Annotated in this window: 24 protein-coding genes; 11 read left to right on the top strand and 13 right to left on the bottom strand. The window is 69.6% G+C overall.

Translation table 11 applies throughout. The features are described from left to right. Positions 1 to 28: 28 nt before the first annotated feature. Positions 29 to 1831, bottom strand: a complete 1803-nt coding sequence (locus tag ACTWP9_RS09535; protein ID WP_443245567.1) for a protein kinase domain-containing protein — start codon at positions 1829 to 1831, stop codon at positions 29 to 31. 60 nt (positions 1832 to 1891) lie between these two features. Then, entirely contained in the window at positions 1892 to 2227 is a 336-nt protein-coding gene (locus ACTWP9_RS09530; RefSeq protein WP_443245566.1) for a DUF5955 family protein, read from the bottom strand. Between the two features lie 211 nt (positions 2228 to 2438). Between ACTWP9_RS09530 and ACTWP9_RS09525 the strand changes: the two genes are divergently transcribed. Continuing rightward, positions 2439 to 3065 carry a nucleotidyltransferase family protein gene (locus ACTWP9_RS09525; protein WP_443245565.1) on the top strand — a complete coding sequence of 209 codons (627 nt, stop codon included), beginning with the start codon at positions 2439 to 2441 and terminating at the stop codon, positions 3063 to 3065. A 285-nt stretch (positions 3066 to 3350) separates the two neighbouring features. Beyond that, entirely contained in the window at positions 3351 to 4979 is a 1629-nt protein-coding gene (aceB, locus tag ACTWP9_RS09520; protein ID WP_443245564.1) for a malate synthase A, read from the top strand. 135 nt (positions 4980 to 5114) lie between these two features. Here aceB and ACTWP9_RS09515 read toward each other — a convergent pair whose 3' ends face one another. Both ACTWP9_RS09515 and ACTWP9_RS09510 read right to left on the bottom strand, forming a co-directional pair. Next, entirely contained in the window at positions 5115 to 5786 is a 672-nt protein-coding gene (locus ACTWP9_RS09515; RefSeq protein WP_443245563.1) for a GOLPH3/VPS74 family protein, read from the bottom strand. A gap of 76 nt (positions 5787 to 5862) precedes the next feature. Beyond that, complete coding sequence (locus ACTWP9_RS09510) at positions 5863 to 7386, bottom strand: YfcC family protein (protein ID WP_443245607.1); 1524 nt, start codon at positions 7384 to 7386, stop codon at positions 5863 to 5865. Between the two features lie 119 nt (positions 7387 to 7505). Here ACTWP9_RS09510 and ACTWP9_RS09505 point away from each other — a divergent pair, with 119 nt between their 5' ends. Further along, on the top strand, positions 7506 to 7976 hold the full coding sequence (locus ACTWP9_RS09505; RefSeq protein ID WP_443245562.1) for a GNAT family N-acetyltransferase: 471 nt from the start codon (positions 7506 to 7508) through the stop codon (positions 7974 to 7976). A 149-nt stretch (positions 7977 to 8125) separates the two neighbouring features. Here ACTWP9_RS09505 and ACTWP9_RS09500 read toward each other — a convergent pair whose 3' ends face one another. After that, positions 8126 to 8446: a winged helix-turn-helix transcriptional regulator gene (locus ACTWP9_RS09500; protein ID WP_443245561.1), complete on the bottom strand. Its 321-nt coding sequence runs from the start codon at positions 8444 to 8446 to the stop codon at positions 8126 to 8128. A 112-nt stretch (positions 8447 to 8558) separates the two neighbouring features. Here ACTWP9_RS09500 and ACTWP9_RS09495 point away from each other — a divergent pair, with 112 nt between their 5' ends. Continuing rightward, positions 8559 to 9446, top strand: coding sequence for an NAD(P)-dependent oxidoreductase (locus tag ACTWP9_RS09495; RefSeq protein ID WP_443245560.1), 888 nt, complete (start codon positions 8559 to 8561; stop codon positions 9444 to 9446). 89 nt (positions 9447 to 9535) lie between these two features. Then, the gene (locus ACTWP9_RS09490) at positions 9536 to 10231 is read left to right on the top strand and encodes a helix-turn-helix domain-containing protein (protein WP_443245559.1); all 696 of its coding nucleotides are present in this window, start codon (positions 9536 to 9538) and stop codon (positions 10229 to 10231) included. A 94-nt stretch (positions 10232 to 10325) separates the two neighbouring features. Here ACTWP9_RS09490 and ACTWP9_RS09485 read toward each other — a convergent pair whose 3' ends face one another. The 8 genes from ACTWP9_RS09485 to ACTWP9_RS09450 form a co-directional block, all read right to left on the bottom strand. Next, the gene (locus ACTWP9_RS09485) at positions 10326 to 11804 is read right to left on the bottom strand and encodes a nucleobase:cation symporter-2 family protein (protein WP_443245558.1); all 1479 of its coding nucleotides are present in this window, start codon (positions 11802 to 11804) and stop codon (positions 10326 to 10328) included. A 197-nt stretch (positions 11805 to 12001) separates the two neighbouring features. Then, positions 12002 to 13396: an 8-oxoguanine deaminase gene (locus ACTWP9_RS09480; RefSeq protein ID WP_443245557.1), complete on the bottom strand. Its 1395-nt coding sequence runs from the start codon at positions 13394 to 13396 to the stop codon at positions 12002 to 12004. Positions 13397 to 13422: 26 nt separating this feature from the next. Beyond that, positions 13423 to 14358 (bottom strand): factor-independent urate hydroxylase, encoded by a 936-nt coding sequence (pucL, locus tag ACTWP9_RS09475; RefSeq protein ID WP_443245556.1) that lies wholly within the window; start codon positions 14356 to 14358, stop codon positions 13423 to 13425. Positions 14359 to 14362: 4 nt separating this feature from the next. Then, a complete protein-coding gene (locus tag ACTWP9_RS09470) occupies positions 14363 to 14815 on the bottom strand; it encodes a hydroxyisourate hydrolase (RefSeq protein WP_443245555.1) in 453 nt (150 codons plus the stop codon). Beyond that, positions 14812 to 15327, bottom strand: a complete 516-nt coding sequence (gene uraD / locus ACTWP9_RS09465) for a 2-oxo-4-hydroxy-4-carboxy-5-ureidoimidazoline decarboxylase (RefSeq protein WP_443245554.1) — start codon at positions 15325 to 15327, stop codon at positions 14812 to 14814. The genes ACTWP9_RS09470 and uraD overlap by 4 nt, the downstream gene beginning before the upstream one ends. Before the next feature lie 168 nt (positions 15328 to 15495). Continuing rightward, positions 15496 to 15909 carry a helix-turn-helix domain-containing protein gene (locus tag ACTWP9_RS09460; RefSeq protein ID WP_443245553.1) on the bottom strand — a complete coding sequence of 138 codons (414 nt, stop codon included), beginning with the start codon at positions 15907 to 15909 and terminating at the stop codon, positions 15496 to 15498. Next, a complete protein-coding gene (locus ACTWP9_RS09455; protein WP_209240579.1) occupies positions 15909 to 16163 on the bottom strand; it encodes a hypothetical protein in 255 nt (84 codons plus the stop codon). Before ACTWP9_RS09455 ends, ACTWP9_RS09460 begins: the two co-directional genes overlap by 1 nt. Positions 16164 to 16201: 38 nt before the next feature. After that, on the bottom strand, positions 16202 to 17107 hold the full coding sequence (locus ACTWP9_RS09450; protein ID WP_443245552.1) for a helix-turn-helix domain-containing protein: 906 nt from the start codon (positions 17105 to 17107) through the stop codon (positions 16202 to 16204). A gap of 254 nt (positions 17108 to 17361) precedes the next feature. Here ACTWP9_RS09450 and ACTWP9_RS09445 point away from each other — a divergent pair, with 254 nt between their 5' ends. The 6 genes from ACTWP9_RS09445 to ACTWP9_RS09420 all read left to right on the top strand — a co-directional run bounded on the left by ACTWP9_RS09445 (position 17362) and on the right by ACTWP9_RS09420 (position 24886). Beyond that, a complete protein-coding gene (locus tag ACTWP9_RS09445; protein WP_443245551.1) occupies positions 17362 to 18243 on the top strand; it encodes an SAM-dependent methyltransferase in 882 nt (293 codons plus the stop codon). Between the two features lie 199 nt (positions 18244 to 18442). Next, entirely contained in the window at positions 18443 to 19258 is an 816-nt protein-coding gene (locus ACTWP9_RS09440) for a TIM barrel protein (protein WP_443245550.1), read from the top strand. 55 nt (positions 19259 to 19313) lie between these two features. After that, the gene (locus ACTWP9_RS09435) at positions 19314 to 20222 is read left to right on the top strand and encodes a 2-hydroxy-3-oxopropionate reductase (protein WP_443245549.1); all 909 of its coding nucleotides are present in this window, start codon (positions 19314 to 19316) and stop codon (positions 20220 to 20222) included. 113 nt (positions 20223 to 20335) lie between these two features. Further along, positions 20336 to 22105, top strand: coding sequence for a glyoxylate carboligase (gene gcl, locus ACTWP9_RS09430; protein ID WP_443245606.1), 1770 nt, complete (start codon positions 20336 to 20338; stop codon positions 22103 to 22105). A gap of 268 nt (positions 22106 to 22373) precedes the next feature. After that, positions 22374 to 23840 (top strand): catalase, encoded by a 1467-nt coding sequence (locus tag ACTWP9_RS09425; protein ID WP_443245548.1) that lies wholly within the window; start codon positions 22374 to 22376, stop codon positions 23838 to 23840. 293 nt (positions 23841 to 24133) lie between these two features. Continuing rightward, on the top strand, positions 24134 to 24886 hold the full coding sequence (locus tag ACTWP9_RS09420) for a hypothetical protein (protein ID WP_443245547.1): 753 nt from the start codon (positions 24134 to 24136) through the stop codon (positions 24884 to 24886). The last annotated feature ends 11 nt before the right edge of the window (positions 24887 to 24897 follow it).

The following is a 24897-nucleotide window of genomic DNA, read 5'->3' as shown; positions in this document are numbered from 1 at the left end:
TCCCGACGGGCTCAGCCGCAACGTTCGACTACCCCTCGCGGGCAGCGATCGCGTTGCGCCAGACCGTGACGTCGAGCTTGACGTAGTCGCTGGGGTCTCCCTCCGGAGCGTGGCCGCGGTAGGTGACCAGGGCGAGGTGCCCGGAGCTCGTCCGGAGACAGAGCTGGGAGCCGGGGGCGAGCCGGCTCAGTTTGACCTCATCGGTGAACCGCGTCTCGGTACGGCACGTCTTGAGTGAGCCCTTCTGGGAGTTGTTGAGGAGGGCGAGCTTGCCGTTGGGCTCGTCGATGCCGAGGTGCCCACCGCCGACGTTGATGTTCTGGTACGTCAACTCCGAGACGACCCCGCCGCTTCCCAGCTTCCGGGGCTTGAGCGGCTTGTCGGCCATGGCCAGGAAGTAGCCCTCCGGCAGGTTGATGCCCTTGTACGCCGCGGGCTTGGGGCGCGGCTTCTTCCCGCCCTTGCCCGCCGCCTGGGGGCCGCCCGAGGAGCGGTCGGAGCCGGAGTCCTCGTCGCTTCCGACCAGGTAGGCGCTGCCCCAGAAGAGCACGATCACGCCCACCACAACGGCCGCGATCGTCTTGCCCCGGTCCCATCTGCGGCGCGGCGGCAGCGGGCGCTGGTGGGGCGGTCCGTACGGGCCGACCGGGCCCGCCGGGCCGGACTGGAAGTGTCCGACTGGTCGGTATGCGCCCCCGGGTGGCGGCGTGGGGTGCTGCGGGCCCACCGGCTGGGCCGCCATGGTGGGCGCTGCGGCGAGCGGCGGCGCCGGTGGCGGGGTCTGCGGCCCGACCGACTGGGGCGAGGGCGGCACCTGAGCGGTCAGCGGAGCCGTTCCGCCGCCGCCCTCGGGCCCCGAGACCTGGGTCGCAGGCCGGGTCGGGTCCTGTCCTCCAGCGGTCTGAGTGGGGGTCTGCGTCGGCGCGGGTGCCGCTGCTCGGTGGGAGATGTCCGCGGCCACGGCGGACGGCAGCCAGTCGCCGGGCCGTCGCAGCTGGGTGTCGCCGGAGGCTGTCTGGCACATCCGCAGGATGTCATCGAGCCCCGGCCGGTCCTCCGGCTTCTTGGCCAGGCAGCGGGTGACCAGCTCCCGCAGCTCGTCCGGGAGGCCGTCCAGCGCGGGCTCGGCGTGGACGATGCGGTAGAGCACACCGTGCGAGGTGCCCTCGCCGAACGCCGGGGTGCCCAGCGCGGCGTACGCGGCGATCTGGCCCAGCGCGAAAATGTCGGTGGCCCCGGTGATCCGCTGCCCCTCGGCCTGTTCGGGCGCCATGAACGAGGGGGTGCCGACGGTGACCCCGGTACTGGTGAGCGACGTGGCGTCGGCGGCGCGGGCGATACCGAAGTCGATGACGCGCGGCCCGTCGTCCGCGAGCAGCACATTGGAGGGCTTCAGATCCCGGTGGACGATGCCCGCCTTGTGGATGACCTGGAGCGCCTCCGCGACCCCCGCGACCAGGAACAGCACCGTGGACACCGGCAGCGGTCCGTGCGCCACCACCGCCTCGGCGACCGAGGGGCCAGGGACATAGGCAGTGGCCAGCCAGGGATGCGGACCCTCGGTATCGCTGTCGATCACCGGCGCGGTGAAGAGACCCTGCACCCGCTCGGCAGCCCGCACCTCCTGCTGGAAACGGCGCCGGAACTCCGCGTCCTCACCGAACTCGGGACGGATCACCTTGATGGCGACCGGGCGCCCGCCAGGGGTGTAGGAGAGATAGACCTTGCCCATGCCACCCGCGCCGAGCCGGGCGGCCAGCCGGTACCCGGCAACCGAGTCCGGATCGTCCTCCCCGAGCGGCGTGAAGATCTCTGCTGCTCCGTCAGTCATGAAGCCGCGGCCCCCGATATCGTCGTTCTCCGTCAGGACGACGACAGTATCGGGCAGCGATCAACTCGTCGGGCGCGGGCCGCTGCCGAAGAGTTCGACGGCCTCGCGGACGCCGACGAGCGGCAGCGCGAGGGCGCTCACCGAGCCGACGGCGGCGGCGAGCAGCAACAGCGAGTGCCGCAGCTCTTCCGCAGCGGGTGCTCCGGAGCGGACCGATGCGGCAAGTGCCTCCAACTCCCGCTCGGCCTCGCGGCGGTCATGCAGCTCGGCGGGGTGCGCGTCGAGCGCTCGCCGCATCCGGTACACAGCGCGGCCCAGCGCTTCGATGCGCGGGTCGGCACCGGTGTCGTGCCCGGCGGCCACCGTCCGCCGTTGCCCCACAGTCTCGCTTCGCACGTTCTCCCCCCACATGGGATGTCCCGCGCCGCGGAGCGCGGGATTACCGCTTTCCTCCAAGGAGTTGGCAGCTCCTGTCGGAGATTCCGACAGTAAACGCCACTCTACGCGTGTGGCGCCACACGGAATGCGAGATTTCAGGGTGCCTTTACGATGATCATCCCCAAGGATGACGGTTGGCCTCCCCCTTACGTGCGATATCCATGGACGTATGGCGCAGAGGGAACAGACATCCGACAACCGCGCGAGCGGTACGGCCCCGCGTGTGGCCGGGCTGCTGCTGGCCGCCGGCGGCGGGCGGCGACTGGGGGGCCGCCCCAAGGCACTGCTGCGGTATGCGGAGCGACCATTGGTGGAGCACGCGGTACGCATCCTGCGGGAGGGCGGATGCGCGCCGGTGTACGTCGTCCTGGGCGCGGCTGCCGAGCAGGTACGGGAGACCGCGCGGCTGCCCGGCTGCGTACTGGTCGACAACCCGGACTGGACCGCGGGGATGGGGAGTTCGCTGCGCGCCGGACTGGAGGCCGTCTCCGGTGCGGAGGCCGTCCTGGTGTCCCTGGTGGACCAGCCCGGCATCGGTGCGGAAGCCGTGGCCAGGGTGCGGACGGCGTACCGCTCCCCCGCCACCCTCGCCGCCGCGACGTACGACGGGCGCCGCGGCCACCCCGTACTGCTGGGCGCCGCGCACTGGGAGGGTGTCGCCCGCAGCGCACAGGCGGATGCGGGGGCGCGCGGCTATCTGCGCGAGCGGCGCGGCGAGTTGACGCTCGTCGAGTGTGCGGACATTGCCGACCCCGCCGACATCGACACCCCGGAGGACCTCCACCAGCTGCGGTAGGCGCTGGCGGGAGCCGGGTTCACGGATGGCGTGCAGTGGCACCCGAGGACAGTGGAACGGTCGGTTCCGGGAGTGGATCGGCGTGAGAGATATCTCGACGTCAACAAACTCTTGAAGTTCCACTATGAGGAAACTAATCTCCACTGATCAGTAGCACCTTCCTGTCCCGAAGGTGCTCATGCCCGCGTTCCGCGCGCCCGGCGCGGCATGCGGCACCCGGTGCCGCCCCGCGCCGCACATCGCCCGGCGGCCGTAGATCACCGCTCGTCGAAGGAGTGACCCACCATGTCCGCACCAGCGCCCTCCCCGCTGGAAATCGTCGGCGTCGACCCCGGGCAGCGGCCCGAGAGGCAGGACGAGGTTCTGACCGGTGCCGCGCTCGAGTTCGTCGCCGCACTGCACCGCAGGTTCACGCCGCGCCGGGACGAACTGCTTGCGCGCCGCGCCGAGAAGCGCGCCGAGATCGCGCGTACGAGCACGCTGGACTTCCTCCCGGAGACCGCACATGTGCGGGAGGGCGACTGGAAGGTGGCCGACTGCCCGCCCGCGCTGCTGGACCGCAGGGTCGAGATCACCGGTCCCACCGACCGGAAGATGACGATCAACGCCCTCAACTCCGGGGCCCGGGTGTGGCTCGCCGACTTCGAGGATGCCTCGGCGCCCACCTGGGAGAACGTGATCGGCGGCCAGCTCAATCTGACCGACGCCTACGAGCGGCGCATCGACTTCACCGACGAGCGCACCGGCAAGAGCTACGCGCTGCGCCCAGCCGAGGAGCTGGCCACGGTCGTGGTCCGGCCGCGCGGCTGGCACATGGACGAGCGGCACCTGGTCTGCGACGGAAAGCCGGTGCCCGGCGCGCTGGTCGACTTCGGGCTCTACTTCTTCCACAACGCGCAGCGGCTGCTCGACCTGGGCAAAGGCCCGTACTTCTACCTGCCCAAGACCGAGTTGCACCTGGAAGCGCGGCTGTGGAACGAGGTGTTCGTCTTCGCGCAGGACTACTGCGGCATCCCGCAGGGCACTGTCCGCGCCACCGTCCTGATCGAGACGATCACCGCGGCCTACGAGATGGAGGAGATCCTCTATGAGCTGCGCGAGCACGCCGCCGGGCTGAACGCGGGGCGCTGGGACTACCTCTTCTCCATCGTCAAGAACTTCCGTGACGCGGGCTCGCGTTTCGTGCTGCCCGACCGCAACGCGGTGACGATGACCGCACCGTTCATGCGCGCCTACACCGAGCTGCTGGTGCGCACCTGCCACAAGCGCGGCGCCCACGCCATCGGCGGGATGGCCGCGTTCATCCCGTCCCGTAAGGACGCGAAGGTCAACGAGGTCGCCTTCGAGAAGGTCCGGGCCGACAAGGACCGGGAGGCCCGGGACGGCTTCGACGGCTCCTGGGTGGCACACCCGGATCTGGTGCCTGTCGCCAAGGCGTCGTTCGACGCCGTACTGGGCGAGCGTCCGAACCAGAAGGAGCGGCTGCGCGAGGACGTCGATGTCAAGGCCGCCGACCTGATCGCCGTCGACTCGCTGGAGGCCCGTCCGACGTTCGAGGGCCTGCGCAACGCCGTCCAGGTGGGCATCCGCTACATCGAGGCGTGGCTGCGCGGCCTGGGCGCGGTGGCCATCTTCAACCTGATGGAGGATGCGGCGACGGCGGAGATCTCCCGCTCCCAGATCTGGCAGTGGATCAACGCGGGCGTCGTCCTGGACACCGGTCAGCAGGTCACCGCCGAGCTGGCGCGGCAGGTCGCGGCCGACGAACTCCCGGCGATCCGCGCGGAGATCGGCGAGGACGCCTTCGCGGCGGGCCGCTGGCAGGAGGCCCACGACCTGCTGCTGCGGGTGGCTCTCGACGAGAAGTACGAGGACTTCCTGACCACTCCGGCGTACGAGCAGCTGCGCGGCTGAGCCGGCGGGAAGACGGCGGGCGGCGACGGGGCGGCGCCCCTGTCACCGCCCGTCCGCGCCCGACGTGCAGCACGCTTCTACGAGAGCTGCGGGCACACCGGCGGCGGCCCCGAAGGGAGCAGCGTCGGCGGCACCTCACATGGTGGCCACCGTTGTTGCCGCCGTGGTGGCCGTCATGACGGCGATGAGGACCGCCTCCATGTTCTTGATGGCCGCGCGGATGTCCTCGGTGACCCACTGACCCTCGGCGATGGCCTCCATCCGCGGGGCCACCTGCTTGCGGGGGACGCCCGGGAAGGCGACCTCGTGGAGCCGGCCGGCGTGCAGCAGGGCGATCAGCCCGGTGGTGCGCTCGTCCGGCTCAGCGCCGTAGCGGACGACGTCCTCCAGCCGGTGCCGTAGCTCGCGCTCGGCCGAGCCGTCCACCTCGGGGTAGCGGCGGGTGGTGAAGATGCCGAGCGTCCGGCGCTTGTGCTCGGTGACGATGCCCCGTTCGCAGAGGCACTCCACGGCGGCGTCGAGTGCCTTGGGCTGGTCCTTGGCGAGCCAGTCGCCGACCTTGCACTTGGAGTCGCGCGCGGCCCATTCGGCGATCTTCGCCAGCCGGCCGTCCAGCAGCTCATCGCCCGTCGGCGTGGAATCGGTCACGGTGAGCCGGCCGTCGGTGACGGCCACGCGCCCGGCCAGCGTCAGGTCCAGCAGGATGCCGCCCGCGACGGCCCACCCCGCGGCGGAACGGCTCTTGGCGGCGCCGGAGTCGTCCTCCAGCGCCAGCAGCGTCACTTCCTCACCCAGTGTGACCGGCATGAGTCCCCCTTCACGCGTCCCCGTACTCATCCGGATTCCGCTGCCCACGTTCGAACGGGGCAAACCTGATCGCACGCTACGTCAGCACCGCGCCCAGCGCGATGAAACCCGTGATCAGCAGCGCGAGGATGCCCAGCAGCGGGGCCATGAAGCGCAGATATCGGTCGTAGCCGACCTTGGCGAGGGTGATGCCGCCCATGACGACGGCGGTGGTGGGCACCCACAGATTCATCCAGCCGCTGGCCGCCTGCCAGGCGGTGACGACGACCGCGCGCGAGACGCCTGCGAAGTCGGCGAGCGGCGCCAGGATCGGCATGGCCAGGGTGGCATGGCCGGAGGTGGAGGGGATGAGGAAGGCGAGGGGGAGGTTGACGATAAAGATCATCACGGTGAAGAGCGCCGAGGGCACCCCGCTGACCGCGCCCTCGATGGAGTGCAGCAGGGTGTCGGTGATCTTCGCGTTGTTCATGATCGCCGTTACCCCACGGGCCAGCACGATCACCAGCGCCGGCGTGACGAACTCGCCGACCCCCTGGACGAAGGTGCTGGTGAACCGCTGCTCCCCCATCCGCGCCAGCAGCCCCACCAGGATCGCCGCGCAGAGGAACAGCGCGGCCAACTCCGGGAAGGACCAGCCCAGTTCCCACCCGTACGGTGCGGCGTCGGCCTCCCCGGTGAGCGCGCTCGCCCAGGGGATCACCGAGAAGATCATGAAGGCGAAGACGAGGACGACCGCCACCAGGACGAGCTTGTGCAGCCCGGTCAGCTCGGGCGGCTCGTCAGCGTCGTTCCGGACGGTGGCCTGTGCCCGGTCGCCGGGCCGGTAGCCGGACAGCGAGCGTTCGGGACGGTCCCGCACGCGGCGCGCGTACCGTACGACGTACCCGATCGTGACCGCCGTCAGCACCAGCCACATCAGCGCGCGCAGTGCGATGCCGTCGCCGAGTGAGATGTCGGCGGCCGAGGAGGCGACCCCCGTCGCGAAGGGGTTGACGGTCGAGCACAGCACCCCGATCCCGGCGCCCAGGATGATGGTGCCGGTCGCCACCATCCGGTCGTAACCCAGTGCGAGCATCAGCGGGACGATGAGTCCGTAGAAGCCCAGGGTCTCCTCGGCGAACCCCTCCACGGTGCCCAGCAGCGAGAAGACCAGCATCACGCCGACGATCAGCAGCGCGCCCCGGTCACGCAGCCGGTGGGCGAGACGGCCGATGCCGCGGTCCATGGCGCCGGTGGCGAAGACGACGGTGATGAAGGCGCCGATGGCCAGTACGAAGAAGAACACCCCTGCGGCGCCGTAGAGTTCACCGGCCAGATCCGGGCCGACCTGCCCGGTCCGGCTGTCCTGTACGCCGTACAGACCGTTCACCGGGGAGAGGAACAGGTCGGTAAAGCGGTCCAGCAGACTGAGTCCGGAGGGCTCGCGGTGGTAGGTGCCCTGCCGGGGGGCGCCGTCGGCCCCGCGCTCGTAGCTGCCGGAGGGGACGAAGAACGCCACCGCCCAGACGAGCAACGTGACGATCACCAGCACCGTGAGCGCGCTGGGGAAGGTGAAACCGCGCTGCTGCTCAGCCTCTCGGGACTCGGCCTCGGTCGGCATGCCGCGCGTCCCTTCCTCGGTCAGCTTCAGGGCAAACCGCAGCATAACGGGCAGCTACCGATAAGGGCGGGCAGCACAGTGCCTGCGCCCTTTCGGCACGCTCCGCATAAGCTGTGGGCATGATTCGCAGCGCAGCCCCCGCCGACGTCCCCGTCATCCACGCCATGATCCGCGAGCTCGCCGAGTACGAGCGGGCGCCGGAGGAGGCGCGGGCGACCGAGGAGCAGTTGCACGAGGCACTGTTCGGCGAGCGCCCGGCCGCGTACGCGCATCTGGCCGAGGACACCGACGGCAACCCGGTGGGCTTCGCGCTGTGGTTCCTCAACTTCTCCACCTGGCGCGGGGTGCACGGCATCTATCTGGAGGACCTGTACGTACGCCCCGCGGCCCGCGGCGGCGGCCACGGCAAGGCGCTGCTCACTCAGCTCGCCCGGCTGTGCGTCGAGCGCGGCTACGAGCGCCTGGAGTGGTCGGTCCTCAACTGGAACGCCCCCTCCATCGCCTTCTACGAGTCGCTGGGCGCCCGCCCCCAGGACGAGTGGACGGTCTACCGCCTGACGGACGACGCCTTGAAGTCCCTCGGCGCCTGAGGCTCGCCCCCCGAAGGGCCGGCCACTGGGCGCCCCGAAGGGGCGCGGGCCTGTGACATATGCGGCTACCGCCGCGTGGGCGCGCCCAGCCACAAACCACCCGCAGCCTGCGGACGCCGGCCAGGGGCACCCCCACCCCAGCAGCCTGCTCAGCTCAGCAGATTTTCGCGGCCCCACGCACCCAGCGGGGCCAGCGCCTCGTTGAGGGAGGAGCCGAGCGGCGTCAACGCATACGTCACGCGCCGCACCGCACCCTCGTACGACTCCTCACGGCAGACGATCCCGTCCGCCTCCAACTCGCGCAGATGCGAGGCCAGGACCTTCTCGGTGACCCCGGGGATGCCCCGGCGCAGTTCACCGAAGCGGCACGGCTGCTGCGCCAGCGCCCACAGGATGAGCACCTTCCATTTGCCGCCGACCACATCGATCGCGGCGTCGATGCCGCACACATACGTCCCGCGCCTGGTCATGGCTGCCTCCCCCGCCTCGTCAAGGCCCCCGGCCAACCACTCACTTTACGGTAACCACGTACAAAACAGTGCGTACTTGATCATGGTTCGGCACGGTACGAGCCTGGTTCCCATGACCACACGGAACGCTTCCCCGACCCCGCTCACCCTGCTCGGACTCGGCGACATGGGTACAGCGCTGGCACGCGCCTGGCTCGCCGCCGGGCACCCCCTCACCGTCTGGAACCGCACACCCGCCAAGGCCGAACCCCTCGTCGCGGAGGGCGCGCATGTCGCGCCGACCGTCGCCGAGGCGGTGGCGGCTGCCGACCTCGTCGTCGTCTGCCTGCTCGACGACGCCTCCGTCGGCGAGGCGCTGGCGGCGGCCGAGCTGGCCGGCAAGGACATCGTCAACCTCACCACCAGCACTCCCGCCCAGGCCAGGGAGCGCGCCCGTTGGGCACAGCAGCGCTCGGCGCGCTTCCTGGACGGCGGCATCATGGCCGTGCCCCCGATGATCGGCATACCCGAGGCCGGCGGTTACGTCTTCTACAGCGGCGACCACGCACTGTTCGAGCAGCACCGCGCCACGCTGGGCGTCCCGGCGGGCGCCCGCTACGTCGGTACCGATCCCGGGCATGCGGCGCTGCACGATGTGGCGCTGCTGAGCGCCATGACGGGGATGTTCGCCGGGATCACCCACGCCTTCGCGCTGATGCGGCCGGAGCAGGACGTGAAGCCCACGGCGTTCGCCGGGATGCTGACGGACTGGCTGCGTGCCATGGCCGACATGGCGGACGGTATGGCACATCAGCTGGAGAGCGGCGACTACACGGAGGGAGTCGTTTCCAACCTCGCCATGATGACCACCGGGAACGCCACCCTGGAGGCCACCGCCGAAGAACAGGGCGTACATGGGGAACTCCTCGCCCCCTTCATGGCGTCCATGAGAGAGCGGGTCGCGCACGGATACGGCGACGAGGGACTGGCCGGGCTGGTGGACCTGTTGCGGCAGCGGTGAGGGTCCCTGTTGATAGAGGTTTCTACGACCCTGGGCTTCGGCTGAACGCACCGTAGGCAGCCGGATGTCCTGCTCCTTACGGTGTGCTGATGCACTACGGCACGTCTCGGGGGCAGGCAGGCAGTTCGTTCGACGGCGTGGCCGCGCGGCAGCTGCGCGAAGGGCTGCGGCTGTCGCCCGAAGACGTCGCGTACGGGATGCGTGCCGCGTACGCCATGGACATCGACGCGCGTACGGTCGCGGCGTGGGAGGCCGGGATCGCCGCGCCCGACGAACAGCAACTCTCCGCACTCGCGGGAGCGCTGTGGTGCTCGGCTGCCGATCTGATGGGCAGCCCCGGGACGCTGCGCGAGTACCGGCTGGCGCGCGGTGTCTCGCACACCGATGTCGCGCGTGAGATCGGTATGACGCCTCAGGAGTACGCCCACGTCGAGGAGACCGGCGAGTGGACCGGGGACGCACGGCAGGCCGAAGCGCTGGCCGAGGTGCTGCGGCTGCCCGTGCCTGCGCTGGTCGAGTTCACCGGGCGCGACGAGGAGTTGGCGGAGCTTCTGCGGAAGGCTGCCTCCACCCGGTGGCAGGCACATGTCGGAGCAGTCTGCGAGCTGGTTCCGCTGCCACGGGAGTACGTTGCTGAGGGGCTGCGTGCCCTGAACGCGGCGTACCAGTCCACGACCGCCGCCTCCCTCGGCTGGGGCCAGCCCGCCTCGGCGGCGTCCCGCGAGGCGGGGCACGCCTTCCTGGACGAGATCCTCGCCCACTTCTGGCAGGCCATCGAGGGCTGACGGTCCCCCCTCTCAAGAGCTGCTACGCCGCCTGCCCTCGCCCCTCCGCGGTACGGGAGGGAGGAGGGCAGACGGCGTCGGAGCGGGTGGGCCCTCAGTCGGCGGCGGGGCCGGCCGCAAGGCGCTGGTGGGGGATGCCCTCGCCGGGCTCCATGGGGTGGGCGACCACTTCCTCGTCGCGGCGGGAGCGACCGAGGTGGTTGAAGACAAGGTTGAGGACGACCGCGGTGACGCACCCGGTGGAGATACCGGAGTCGAGGATGATCTTCGCGCTCTCGGGAAACGCGTGGTAGAAGTCCGGCGCCGCGATGGGGATGATGCCGACGGCCAGCGCCGTGCCGACGATCAGTACGTTGTTGTCCTTGCCGAGGTCCGCCTTGAGCAGCGTCTGGATACCGCTGGCGGCGACGGAGCCGAACAGCACGACCCCGGCCCCGCCCAGCACCGGCTGCGGTACGGCCGCGATCAGACTGGCGGCAAGCGGGCACAGGCCCATGACGATGAGGATGCCGCCTCCGGTGGCGACCACGAAGCGGCTGCGTATCCGGGTCATCGCCACCAGGCCGATGTTCTGTGCGAAGGCGCTGCACATGAAGCCGTTGAAGAAGGGGCTGACGAACGAGCCGAGGGTGTCGGCGCGCAGGCCGGCCGCGATGGTCTTCTCGTCGGAGGGGCGGTCCACGATCTCGCCCAGCGCCAGCATGTCGGCGGTGGACTCGGTCATCGAGACCAGCATCACCACGCACATGGAGACGATCGCGGCGAGCGCGAACTGCGGGGCGCCGAAGTGGAAGGGGATGGGGAAGCCCACGATGTCGGCTTCCTGCACCGCCGTGAAGTCCGTTATGCCGACGGGTATCGCTATCAGCGTGCCGACGACGAGGCCGATCAGCACGGCTACCTGCTTGACGAAGCCGGTAGTGAACCGGCGCAGCAGCAGCACGACCAGCAGCGTGGCGCCCGCCATGCCGATGTTGCCGAAGTCGCCGTAATGCGGATCCTTCGGGTTGCCGCCCTGCGCCCAGTTGAAGGCGACGGGCATCAGCGAGACACCGATGAGGGTGATGACGCTGCCGGTGACGACGGGCGGGAAGAAGCGGACGAGCTTGCTGAAGAACGGGGCTACGAGGAAGCCGAGTGCGGCGGCGACCATCGTCGCGCCGAATATGACCGGCAGCGCGTCCGCCGGTCCCTCGGATTTGTTGATCGCCAGCATGGGCGCGACGGTGGCGAAGGTGACCCCGTTGACGAACGGCAGCCGGGCGCCGATCTTCCAGAAGCCGAGGGTCTGCAGCAGGGTGGCGATACCGGCCATGAAGAGGCTGGCGCCGGTCAGGAACGTCAGTTCGGTCGGCGAGAGGCCCACGGCGGCGCCGATGACGAGCGGCGGCGCGACCACCCCCGCGTACATCGCGGCCACATGCTGGAGGCCGGTGGTGAACAGCTTCAGCGGCGGCATGCCTTGGTCGACCGGGTGCTTGGATTGCGCGGGATCGCGCACGTCCTGGCCCCGTTCGCTCCCACTGGCGTCCGCCGTCTTTCCTTGCTTGGTGAACCTGGGCGTCTTCGCCACGGGGTCCTCCTGTCGTTTTCGGCGCCGTGCGGCACACGGTTTCCGGAGGTGTTGCGGTGTGCAAGGTGGTGCTGCTGATCAGTTATGTGATGAGTGCGCCCATGAAATGTCCGGAACATGACAGGAATCCGGGGTGGGGCCGAACCGGCCGGGAGCCGTCCCTCCCGGCCGGTGTCCAAGGGGCCTGGCGGCCAGGGTCAGCCCGCGTCCGCCGCGATCCGGGCGAGGCGGCGCGCCTCGTCCCGCGCGTCGCGCGCGATCTCGTCCTCGTCGGCACGGAGCAGATGGCCGTCCTCGACGACCGGCCGCCCGTTGACCAGGGAGAGGGTGACCGGGGCCGCGGCACCCAGTACGAGCGCGGCGACCGGGTCGGCGATGGAGGAGTGCCCGATGCCGTCCAGCTTCCACAGCACGACGTCGGCGAGCTTTCCGGCCTCCAGCGAGCCCGTCTCCTGGGCGCGGCCCAGCACTTGGGCGCCGCCGTAGGTGCCCAGCCGCAGGGCCTTGCGCACGGTCAGCGCGTCCTCCCGGTGCGGGCCGAGGCGGTTGATGAGCAGCGCGTTCCGCAGTTCGGTGTGCAGCTCACCCGACTCGTTGGACGCCGTACCGTCCACGCCGAGGCCGACCGGCACGCCCGCGTCCAGCATGTCCGGGACCCGGGCGATCCCCGCCGCGAGCCGCGCGTTGGACGAGGGGCAGTGTGCCGCGCCGGTACCGGTACGGGCGAAGGCGGCGATGTCCTCGTCGGTCATGTGGACGCAGTGCGCCATCCACACGTCCTCGCCGAGCCAGCCGACCGACTCGAAGTAGTCGGTCGGGCCCATGCCGAACAGCTCGTGGCAGAACTTCTCCTCCTCCGCCGTCTCCGAACCGTGCGTATGCAGCCGTACGCCCTTGCGGCGGGCCAACTGAGCGGCCTCACGCATCAGTTCGGTGGAGACGGAGAACGGCGAGCACGGCGCGGCGGCGATGTGCAGCATCGAGCCGAACGAGGCGTCGTGGTACGTGTCGATGGCCCGCTCGGTCTCGGTGAGAGCGCCCTCGAGGGTCTCGACGGCGAAGTCCGGCGGGAGGCCGCCGTCCGAGACTCCGCGGTCCATCGAGCCGCGCGCCGCGGTGAAGCGGACGCCCAGCTCGGCGGCGGCGCGGATCTCGGCGCCGAGGAGGTCACCGGCACCGTGCGGGAAAACGTAGTGGTGGTCCATCGCGGTGGTGACACCGCCGCGCACCATCATCCCGAGGGAGCCGCGGGCCGCCGCGTAGACCATCTCCTCGTCGATCCGCGCCCAGGTGGGGTAGAGGGCGACGAGCCAGTTGAAGAGGTTGGCGTCATGGGCCAGGCCGCGGGTGACCCACTGGTAGAAGTGGTGGTGGGTGTTGATCAGGCCCGGGGTGAGGAGATGGCCCGTGCCGTCGATCCGGCGGGTGACGTTCTCCAGGCCCTCGGGTGCGTCGCCCGGACCGAGGGACTCGATCCGGTTGCCGTTGATGACCAGGTGGCCGGTCGCGTACTCGGTGTCCTCCGCGTCGACGGTCGCGATGGCGCACTTCTCGATGACGATGCGGCCTGTTGTGTGTTCCGTGTCGGCCATGGGGGTCCTCGCTTGGGGGTCTGGAACTAGAGGTTCGTCATGTCCACGGGTATGCGCGGGGTTGCCCCGTCGCGGAGGACCGTGGCCTCGATGAGGCCGTACGGCCGGTCGGCCGCGTAGTAGACGCCACCGTCAGCTGCATCGTTCTTGATGTCGAACGGCGACAGATCGACCTTGAAGTGGTGCTTGTTCGGCATCGAGAAACGGATCTCGTCGATCTCGGACCGGCTGTTTATGACGCGCGAGCCCATCTGGTACAGCGTCTGCTGGAGGGACAGCGAGTACGTCTCCGCAAAGGCGTGCAGCATGTGCTTCTTCGTCTGGGCGTAGGACTTGTCCCAGTTAGGTGTCCGTTCCCCCTCCGCACCGGTCCAGTTGTGCCGCCACACCGAGCTGACCTCGGTGGCGAGGATGCGGTCGTAGTCTTCCTTGAGGGTGGTGTAGCGGTCCTTGATGTAGCCCCAGAACTCCGAGTTGGTGGAGTTGAGAACCGTCAGCCCCTTCAGCCCGGAGAGCACCTCGACGCTCTCACCGTCGAAGGTGATCTGCGCGGTGCGTATCTCCTGGCCCTTGCGTACGAAGGAGTGCTTGACCTCGTCGGCGCCGATGAACTTGGAGTTGGCGTCGGAGGTCTCGATGCGCTCCCAGTCGTACTCCTCGATGCGGATGCGCGCCCTGCCGATCGGCTCGCAGCTTTCCACGAAGTGCCGGGCGAGCAGGACGCCGAACGCCTCGGCCGACTCGATGCCGTGCTCCTTGGCGAAGGCGAACACGGTGTTCTTGGTGGTATCGGTGGGCAGGACGTGCGCGTTGGATCCGGAGTAGTGAACGTCGTCCAGGTCGCCGCTGAGGGCGACGGAGACGTTGAGGTCCTTGATGTGGTGAGTGTCGCCGTCCCGCGTGATCTTGACGACGCGGTTCTCCGCCTTGCCGTACTGGTTCTGGCCGAGAATCGTGGGCATGGTGTCAGCTCCCTCGGTACACGGAGTAGCCGAACGGGTTGAGCAGCAGCGGCACGTGGTAGTGCTCGCCCGGGTTCACCGCGAAGACGATGGTGACCTCGGGAAAGAAGCTGCCTGGTGCGCTGTCCCTTACGCGGGGGGCGTCCTGCTGTTCCGCGGCTTCGCGCTGGCTGCGCGGATTCGAACTGTGCTCTGCCACGTGCTGGTCCGAGGAGTCCGGCTCCGCGAAATACGGCTCCGTCTCGAACCACAGCTGTACGTGGGTGGTGCCTTCCGGTAGCGCCGGAAAGTCCTTGCAGCGCCCGTCGGCGTCGGTCTTCGACGCCCCGTGCGCTACCCATGCGGCCTGCTCGTCACCCTGGCGTACGGACAGCCGTACGCCGACCCCGGCGGCCGGGCGACCGCGGCTGGTGTCCAGGATGTGCGTGGACACCGAAGTGCTCGTCGCGTCGCTCATTCCGGGGCTCCTTCCTCCGCGAGGCGGGTGAGCCGGAGGCGGTTGATCTTCGCCAGCTCCCGCCGCACGATCTCCCGCTCCTGTTGCGGTGTGTTGTCGAGCCGGTGACGAACGGCGTCCCTCATCTCCTCGGCACTCTTGCCGGTGGCACAGATGAGAAAGACATGCCCAAACTTGTCCTGGTATGCCAGGTTGAGTGCGAGTATTTCGGCCTTCAGCTCCTCGGAGGCACCCGCCATGCCCCGCTGCTCGCGGGCCGAGGTCGGATCGCCGGGCTTCGGCCGGCCGATGGGCGGATGCCCGGACATGGCCTCGTCCAGCCCTTCGTCGGTGAGGGCCGCTGTGGCCTCGTCACTCACGGCGAAGAGGGCATCGACGCTGTCGTACGGACGCTGGGCGAGCAGCGCGCTCCCCCAGTCGCGGGCGGCGCACACTTCATGGAGCGCGGCGCGCGCCTCGGCGTCCGCTGCGGAGTTGAACCAGGTGAGACCTGGCGTCGAGCGCGAAGTCACGGGACCTCCGTGGCCGTGGTGCTGTTCGGGCTGGGAATAGCTAAGTCCTCAGGCCACACCACGTCAACAGTTTGTTGAAGGCTTTTCGACATCCTGGAAAAGAAAGCCCGCCATGCGAAAGCTGCATCCGCCCGCCGGGAAGGCCCGTACGCCGGGGGGCCGTAGCCCTCAGCTCGTCGTGCGCCCGTTCTCCCGGTTCAGATAGTTGTAAACGGTGAACCTGCTGACGCCCAGGGCACTGGCAACCGTCTCGACGCCGTGCCGGACGGAGAACGCCCCCCGCGTCTCCAGGATCCGCACCACCGACTGCTTGGTCTTACGGTCGAGCTCCGCGAGCGGCATCCCGTGCCGTCGTTCCAGCTCGGCGAGGATGTGGTCGAGGGAGTCGGACAGATGCGGCAGCCGTACGGCCACCACGTCCTCGCCCTCCCAGGCGAGCACCACATCGTCCCCCTGCGCCTCCTGCGGAGCCACCATCGCCCCGCCCATCGCGTCCACCAGCGGCTTGATCGCGACAACGAACGGATGCGCGGGCGCCGACCCGCCCTGCGCGGGCCCCGAGGCGTATGCGTCCTGGCTCATCAGCCCTCGCCCTCCCCGATCACGTTCACCTGGAGGGAGACCCGGGTCGCCCCGGCCTCCAGCGAGCTGCGCAGCAGCGCCGCGACGGTGTCCAGCACCTCGTCGGCCGAGCCCTCGGCGGTGTTGCCGAACGGTCCGACGTCCACGGCATCCAGTGCCGCCGACTGGACGACCTCCCGGGCCACGACCGCGTGCTCCGGAGCCTCGTCCAGGTCGAACGGCTCGGTCGTGAACTCCACTCGCAATCGCTTCATGCGCCCACAGTACCGAGACGGGCCCGACCCGCCGCAGGTCAGCGCAGCTGGGCGAGGAGGTCCTCGATGAAGGTGGCCGTCTCCCGCGGCTGGCAGGCTTCCGCACACAGCCGGTTGACGATCAGCGTGTACTGGTCGACGTCCGAGGGCTTGTCGAGGTAGACGGCGTTGGTCAGGTGCTCCAGATAGACCTTGTCCGGCAGGTCGGGGTCGGCGAAGCGCAGCAGGGTCACGGGTGTGCCGGCCGCGGCAGCCGTCACCTGGAACGGTGCGACCTGGAGCGTCACATGCGGCAGCTCGATCATCTTCAGCAGGTGCTCGAGCTGTCCGCGCATCACCTCGGTGCCGCCGAAGGGGCGGCGGAGCACCGCCTCGTCCACGACCGCCCACAGCCGCGGCGGGTCCGCCCTGTGCAGCAGCCGCTGCCTGGCCATCCGCAGCGCCACGATCCGGGCGACCTTGGCCGGCTCGGTGTTCGGGTAGCCGAGCCTGCTGACGGCGTACGCGTAGTCCTCGGTCTGCAGCAGACCGGGCAGGAACTGGACCTCGTACGTCCTGATCAACGACGCCGCGTCCTCCAGCCCGAGGTGCAGCTCGAACCAGTCCTCCAGCACGTCCGAGTACTGGCACCACCAGCCGGGCGAGTTGGCCTGCCGGGCCAGGTCGAAGAACTCCTCGCGCTTGTCCGGGGCATGGATGCCGTAGAGCGTCAGCAGATCCCGCAGGTCGCGTTCCTTGGCTCCGACCTGTCCGCGCTCCAGCCGCGTGATCTTCGCGTGCGAGCCGCGGATGGCCCGGCCCGCGTCCTCCCGGGAGATGTCGAGCGACTGGCGCAGCCTGCGCAGCTTGACGCCCAGGATGATCCGCAGCGCGGTGGGACCGTTCGACGGCTCCTGTGCAGCTCCAAGAGAGGGTTCACCGGACGGCTGCATCATGGCGGACATTCCGACTCCCAAGGGTGATTGGGCGGTCACAACAGTGTGGCACCGGTGCACCGGTCCGGTACAGGTACCGGAAGAATACGCGTCGGGCGGGCACCGCTTCCGCGCGAGCCTTCCATACTCCCTCCGGAACCAACCTGGCAACCGGCCTTTCTCGCACCTCAGTTGAAGACGCAGAATGTAGGCGTCCCATCCACGGAGAGCAACTACGATGCCGCGCACCAAGCAACGGGTGACCTGACGACAGGGGCGCAGACATGGACCGGAACGGCGAGCGGCTACGAGACACGGAGCACGCCCCGAGGCCGCTGCAGAGTGAGCGGGATCTGGGGCTGGACCGGCACCACAGTGCCCGCATCTACGACTACTTCCTGGGCGGCAAGACCAACTTCCCGCCGGACCGCGAGGTCGCGGAGAAGCTGCTGGCGGCCTTCCCCGGCTTCCGTATCGCCGCCCATGCCAACCGGGCCTTCATGCACCGGGCGGCCCGGCTGCTGGCGGCGCGCGGCATCCACCAGTTCCTCGACATCGGCACGGGCATTCCCACCAGCCCCAACCTTCACGAGGTGGCGCAGGCGGTGGTGCCGCAGACGCGCGTCGTCTACGCGGACAACGATCCGATCGTCCTCGCCCATGCCCGCGCCCTGCTGACCGGTTCCTCCGAGGGGCGCACGGCGTACGTCGAGGCGGACATCACCGACCCGGACACCATCCTGCGGTCCCGGCAGGTGCGCGAGACCCTCGACTTCGACCGGCCGATCGCGCTGTGCCTGGTGGGGCTGCTGCACTACATCACCGACGAGCAGGACGCCTACGGGATCGTCCGGCACCTGGTGGACGCGATGCCCTCCGGCTCGTACGTGGTGATCTCCCAGTGCACTCCGGACTTCGCGCCCGAGGAGTGGGAAGAGGCGATCAACGTCTACAAGGCGGACGGCGGCAGCGCGCAGGTGCGCTCGCGCGCGGAGTTCACCCGGTTCTTCGAGGGCCTGGAGCTGATGGAGCCGGGGATCGAGGTGCCGCACCGCTGGCACCCGGACGAGGACACCTCGGATGTCGTGAGCCTCCGGCCGGAGGAGAACGGCGAGATGACCGACGCGCTGGTGAGCGTATGGGCGGGGGTCGGAGTGAAGCGCTAGGGGGCGCATCCGGCACCGCCGCACCCCAGAAACCCGGGTCCCGGGCTCCGTCACAGGACGGAGCCCGGGGCTTTTGCATGCCCGTGCATGCCCGCTGACAGCCGGCTCTTGACAGGACTGACCCTCGCAGGCAATCTTCCAGTGAGCAGAATTTCACTTCCACAATACGAAATTACCCAACGAAGGGAGGGCGGTCGCAGTGGTCTCCCCGGACCGGTTCACCGTCAATGCCTCGATCCTCTTCACCGAGCTGCCCCTGCTGGAGCGCCCGGCGGCGGCCGCTGCCGCGGGCTTCGACAAGATCGAGCTGTGGTGGCCCTGGGTCGACGCACCCGTGCCCGAGCGCTCCGAACTCGACGCGCTGCGCAGCGCGCTGGAGGACGCGCAGGTGCAGCTCACCGGGCTGAACTTCTACGCCGGGCAGCTGCCAGGACCCGACCGCGGCGCCCTCTCCGTCCCCGGTGAGGAGTCGGAGAAGTTCCGCGCCAACATCGACGTGACCGCCGACTTCGCGCAGTCCGTGGGCTGCAAAGCGCTCAACGCCCTCTACGGCAACCGCGTCGACGGCGCCACCGAGGCGGAGCAGGACGCACTCGCCCTGGAAAACCTCGCGCTCGCGGCGCGGGCGGCGAACCGGGCGGGGGCCGTACTGCTCATCGAGGCCCTCAACGCGCCCGAGTCCCCCAAGTGCCCCCTCGTCAGCGCGCCTCGCGCCCTGGAGGTCGTCGACGCGGTCAACAAGGCCACCGGCCTGGACAACGCCCGCTTCCTCATGGACCTCTACCACCTGTCCATGAACGGCGAGGACCTGCCGGCCGTCATCGAAGCCCACACGGGCCGGACCGCCCACGTACAAATCGCGGACAACCCCGGCCGCGGCGCCCCCGGCACCGGCTCCCTGGACTTCGACGCCCTCCTCGGCCACCTGGACAAGGCCGGCTACGACGGCCTCGTCGGCCTCGAGTACAAGCCCGGCGACAACGGCAGCGCAGCTGCCTTCGGCTGGCTGAAGTAACACCTGCGGTCTGCGCCCCGCGCTCCCCACACTTGACCTGCGAAAGGCACAGAGAATGACGTACACGCCCGACAACACCAAGATCGGCTTCATCGGCCTCGGCATCATGGGCGCCCCCATGGCGCGGAACCTGCTCAAGGCGGGGTACGACGTCACGGCGTACACCCTGGAGCCCGAGAAGATCGAGGAGTTCGTCAAGGACGGCGGCAAGGGCGCCCCCTCCGTCGCCGAGGCGGCCAAGGACGCCGATGTCGTCATCACGATGGTCCCGGCCTCTCCGCATGTGGAGGCGGCGGTCCTGCACGAGGGCGGCGTCCTGGACAACCTCCGCGAGGGCGGCACTCTCATCGACATGTCCTCGATCACCCCGCAGACCTCCATCGAGGTCGCCGAGGCAGCGAAGGCCAAGGGGATCAAGACGCTGGACGCCCCCGTCTCGGGCGGCGAGGCCGGTGCGATCGAGGCCGTGCTGTCCATCATGGTCGGCGGTGAACAGGAGACGTTCGACGCGGCCAAGCCGATCTTCGAGGCGCTCGGCAGGACGATCGTGCTGTGCGGCCCGGCCGGCTCCGGGCAGACAGTGAAGGCCGCCAACCAGCTCATCGTCGCGGTCAACATCCAGGCCGTGGCCGAGGCCGTGGTCTTCCTCCAGAAGTCCGGCGTCGACCTGACGGCGGCCCTGGAGGTGCTCAACGGCGGGCTGGCCGGCTCCACGGTGCTGACCCGTAAGAAGGACAGCATCCTGGCGGGCAACTACCAGCCCGGTTTCAAGATCGACCTGCACCACAAGGACATGGGCATCGTGACCGACGCGGCCCGTACGGTCGGTGCGGCCGTACCGGCCGGAGCGCTGGTCGCCCAGCTCGTCGCGGCGCTGCGGGCGCAGGGCGACGGCGGGCTCGACCACTCCGCGCTGGTGCGCGGCGTCGAGCGGCTGTCGGGCAAGAACCCCGACGCCGGCTGAGGGTCCGGCCCTCCCCACAGACTCCGGGCGGCGGCGTCGACACTGTCCTGTCGCGCCCAGGCGCCGCCGCCCGGACACCACCTGCACCGAACCAGGAGAGTTCGATGGCTCGTATGACCGCTGCCCGCGCGGCAGTTGAGATCCTCAAGCGCGAGGGTGTGGACACCGCTTTCGGCGTGCCGGGGGCGGCGATCAACCCCTTCTACGCGGCGCTGCGTGCCGCGGGCGGCATCGAGCACACGCTCGCCCGCCACGTCGAGGGCGCCTCGCACATGGCCGAGGGCTACACCCGTACGGCGCCCGGCAACATCGGGGTGTGCATCGGCACCTCAGGCCCTGCCGGCACCGACATGATCACCGGCCTCTACTCGGCGATCGGCGACTCGACCCCGATCCTGTGCATCACAGGACAGGCTCCGGTCGCCGTGATCGAGAAGGAGGACTTCCAGGCGGTCGACATCGCCTCCATCGCGAAGCCGGTCACCAAGAAGGCCACCACCGTCAAGGAAGCCGCGCAGGTCCCCGGCGTCTTCCAGGAGGCGTTCCATCTGATGCGCTCGGGCCGACCGGGCCCGGTCCTGATCGACCTGCCGATCGACGTCCAGCAGACGGAGATCGAGTTCGACCCGGACACCTATGAGCCGCTGGTCCCGCACAAGCCGGCCGCGACCCGCAAGCAGGTCGAGAAGGCCATGGACATGCTGGCCGCGGCCGACCGTCCGCTGCTCGTGGCGGGCGGCGGCATCATCAACGCGGACGCGTCCGAGCTGCTGGTGGAGTTCGCCGAGCTGACCGGCATCCCCGTCGTGCCCACGCTGATGGGCTGGGGCACGATCGGCGACGACCATCCGCTGCACGCGGGCATGGTCGGCCTCCAGACCTCGCACCGCTACGGCAACGCCACCTTCCTGGAGTCCGACTTCGTCCTCGGTATCGGCAACCGCTGGGCCAACCGGCACACCGGTGCGCTGTCCACCTACACCGCGGGCCGGAAGTTCGTCCACGTGGACATCGACCCGACGCAGATCGGCAAGATCTTCCCGCCGGACTTCAGCATCGTCTCGGACGCGCACGCGGCGCTGACCCTCTTCGTCGAGGTCGCCAAGGAGCGCGCGCAGGCTGGGAAACTGAAGGACCTGTCGAAGTGGTCGGCCGCGGCGCGGGAGCGCAAGGGGTCGCTGCAACGCCGTACGCACTTCGACAACGTGCCGATCAAGCCGCAGCGGGTGTACGAGGAGATGAACCGGGCCTTCGGGCCTGAGACGCGTTATGTCTCCACCATCGGTCTCTCGCAGATCGCGGGTGCGCAGTTCCTGCACGTCTACCGGCCGCGGCACTGGATCAACTGCGGTCAGGCGGGCCCGCTGGGCTGGACCGTGCCCGCCGCGCTGGGTGTCGCCAAGGCGGACCCGGAGGCGAGCGTCGTCGCGCTGTCGGGCGACTACGACTTCCAGTTCATGATCGAGGAGCTGGCGGTCGGCGCACAGCACCACATCCCCTATGTGCACGTGCTGGTCAACAACTCCTACCTCGGCCTGATCCGGCAGGCCCAGCGCAACTTCGACATGGACTTCCAGGTCAACCTGGAGTTCGAGAACATCAACGCGCCGGAGCTGGGCGGCTACGGCGTCGACCACATCAAGGTCGCCGAGGGCCTGGGCTGCAAGGCGCTGCGCGTCACGGAGCCGGACCAGCTGCTGCCCGCCTTCGAGGAGGCGAAGAAGCTCGCCGCGGAGTACCGGGTGCCGGTTGTGGTGGAGGCGATCCTGGAGCGGATCACCAATATCTCGATGAGCGGGAGTGATATCGCTTCTGTGAATGAGTTCGAGGAGCTGGCCGCGTCGGCTGCGCATGCGCCGACGGCGACGGTGCCGCTGGGCTGAAGTCGCCGCGTACCAAGGGTTGCCCTGCGCCTTATGCGGACCCGGCGTGCCTTGGGGGAAGGGGGTGCCCCTGCACGCCGTCCGCCGACTGCGGGCTCGTTTGGGTTGCTCGCGCAGTTCCCCGCGCCCCTTTGGGGCGCGGGGAACTGCGCCCCAAAGGGGCGCGGAAACCAAGCTTTCAACAAAGTGTTGACGCCCCGGTGGGGCGTCCTTACGCTCCAAGATGCGGAAACTGTTTTCCGTGAATCACGCCCCAGGAAGGTCGTCCATGTCGAAGTCGTCGAAGCCCACGCTGACCACCGAGGCGGGCGCGCCCGTCGCCGACAACCAGAACTCCACCTCCGCCGGCATCGGTGGCCCGCTCCTCCTCCAGGACCAGCATCTGCTGGAGAAGCTCGCGCGGTTCAACCGGGAGCGGATCCCGGAGCGTGTGGTGCACGCCCGCGGCTCCGGCGCCTACGGCTACTTCGAGGTGACCGACGACGTCACCGGCCACACCCGCGCCCACTTCCTCGGCGAGGTCGGCCGCCGCACCGAGACGTTCATCCGCTTCTCCACCGTCGCCGACAACCTCGGCGGCCCGGACGCGGCCCGTGACCCGCGCGGTTTCGCCCTCAAGTTCTACACCGAGGAGGGCAACTACGACCTCGTCGGCAACAACACCCCGGTCTTCTTCATCAAGGACCCGCTGAAGTTCCCCGACTTCATCCACTCCCAGAAGCGCGACCCGTTCACCGGCAAGCAGGAGCCGGACAACGTCTGGGACTTCTGGGCCCACTCCCCCGAGGCCACCCACCAGGTCACCTGGCTGATGGGTGACCGCGGCATCCCCGCCTCGTACCGGCACATGAACGGCTACGGCTCGCACACCTACCAGTGGACGAACGCCGAGGGCGAGGTCTTCTTCGTCAAGTACCACTTCAAGACGAACCAGGGCATCCGCTGCCTGTCCAGCGAGCAGGGCGCCGAGCTGAGCGGCAAGGACCCCAACAGCCACCAGACGGACCTGCTCCAGTCCATCGAGCGCGGCGTCTTCCCGTCCTGGACGCTGTACGTGCAGATCATGCCCGCGGACGAGGCGGCCGACTACCGCTTCAACCCGTTCGACCTCACCAAGGTGTGGCCGCACAAGGACTATCCGCTCCAGCGCGTGGGTCGACTGGTGCTGGACCGCAACCCGGACAACGTCTTCGCCGAGGTCGAGCAGTCCGCGTTCTCGCCCAACAACTTCGTGCCCGGCATCGGTCCCTCGCCGGACAAGATGCTCCAGGGCAGGCTGTTCGCCTACGCCGACGCGCACCGCTACCGGCTGGGCGTCAACCACACCCAGCTGCCGGTCAACGCACCCAAGGCCACCACGGCGAACAACTACGGCCGGGACGGCTTCATGGCCACCAACGCCTACAACCGGCACGCCAAGAACTACGAGCCCAACTCCTACGACGGCCCCGCCGAGACCGGCGTCCCGCTGTCCGCGCCGCGTCCGGTGACCGGCTACTGGGGCACCCACGAGGCGCCGCAGCATGCCAAGGACGACGACTTCTTCCAGGCCGGGGAGCTCTTCCGGCTGATGTCGGAGGAGGAGAAGGGCCGGCTGGTCGCCAACATCGCGGGCGGCCTCGCGCAGGTCTCCCGCGAGGACGTCATCGAGAAGAACATCGCCCACTTCAGCGCCGCGGACCCCGACTACGGGCGCCGCGTGGAGGCGGCGGTGCGCGAGCTGCAGGAGGGCTGACGCCTTCTTCCGCGGTCGCGGCGATGAGCGGCGTCCCGACTGAGCCGCGTACCCGGATGAGCCGCGTACTGGGCCGATTGGGAGGTCGGCCCGGCACGCGCCCCCGTGCGGGACGGTCCTTGATGAGGGGTGACCGTCCCGCGCGGGGGCATATCCTTACCATTTCCCGCACCCCCGGGTCGGCCTGGCACCCGCCCCTTCGTAAAACCCGCCCCCATCGGAGACGATTGGGAGGCGATCGGGGCACGCGACACAGTCGTGCCCACCGGACCACCCGTGCCAGGAGCCGAACGATGGCTGACAGAGTGCTTGTGCGCTGCCCCGTGTGCCGACGCGAGCACAGCTACACAGCGCCGGTCTACCCCTGCGGCTGCGGCGCACCGATCACCCTGCCGCTGCTGTCCTCCGCCGCCGCGATCCAGGTACGGCACCGCACCTGGGACGGCTCCTGGATCTCCGTACGGTGCCCGGCGTGCGGGCGGGTGGACGAGTGGCCGCAGCCCGAGTTGGGCTGCGGCTGCGGTACGACGCTGCGGGTGCCCGTCGCCCGGGGCCGCACCGGGGTGGCGGCGCCGTCATCGTCCGCCGACCGCCCGCCCGCGGAGCCCTCGTTCCGGGAGCCCGCACCTGCCGTTCCGGCTTCCGCTGCCCGGGTCCCCGTGCCGCGGCCCGCGTTCCGGCCCGTCACCATCCGTACCGCACACGACGCGAAGCTCGCCGCCGGGCAGTATCTGCGCTGGCTCGGCTTCGACGGGATACGCGTCGCCGAGCGGACGCCCACCTCGGGAGTCGACGTACGCGGCCCCTCGGTCATCGCGCACGTCGACCCCTCGACCTCGCCGGTCGGGGTGCGGGACGTGGAGACGTTGTGGCTCAACGGACTCAACGACTCGGCTGTCGCCGTCTGTTTCGCCCTCGCCGGATACGTACGGGAGGCGCGCGTCCGCGCCGACGAGTTGCGGCTGCCGCTGTTCGTCCTCGACCTGACGGGGACGCCACGCACCGTGAACGAAGCCGCGGAGCAGCTGATCCGCACGCCGAGGTGAGAGGGCTTCCG

Source organism: Streptomyces sp. 3N207 (genome assembly GCF_052246355.1).
Lineage (GTDB): Bacteria > Actinomycetota > Actinomycetes > Streptomycetales > Streptomycetaceae > Streptomyces.
The sequence above is the reverse complement of the archived record's forward strand: the minus strand, read 5'-3'. Positions and strand labels throughout refer to the sequence as shown.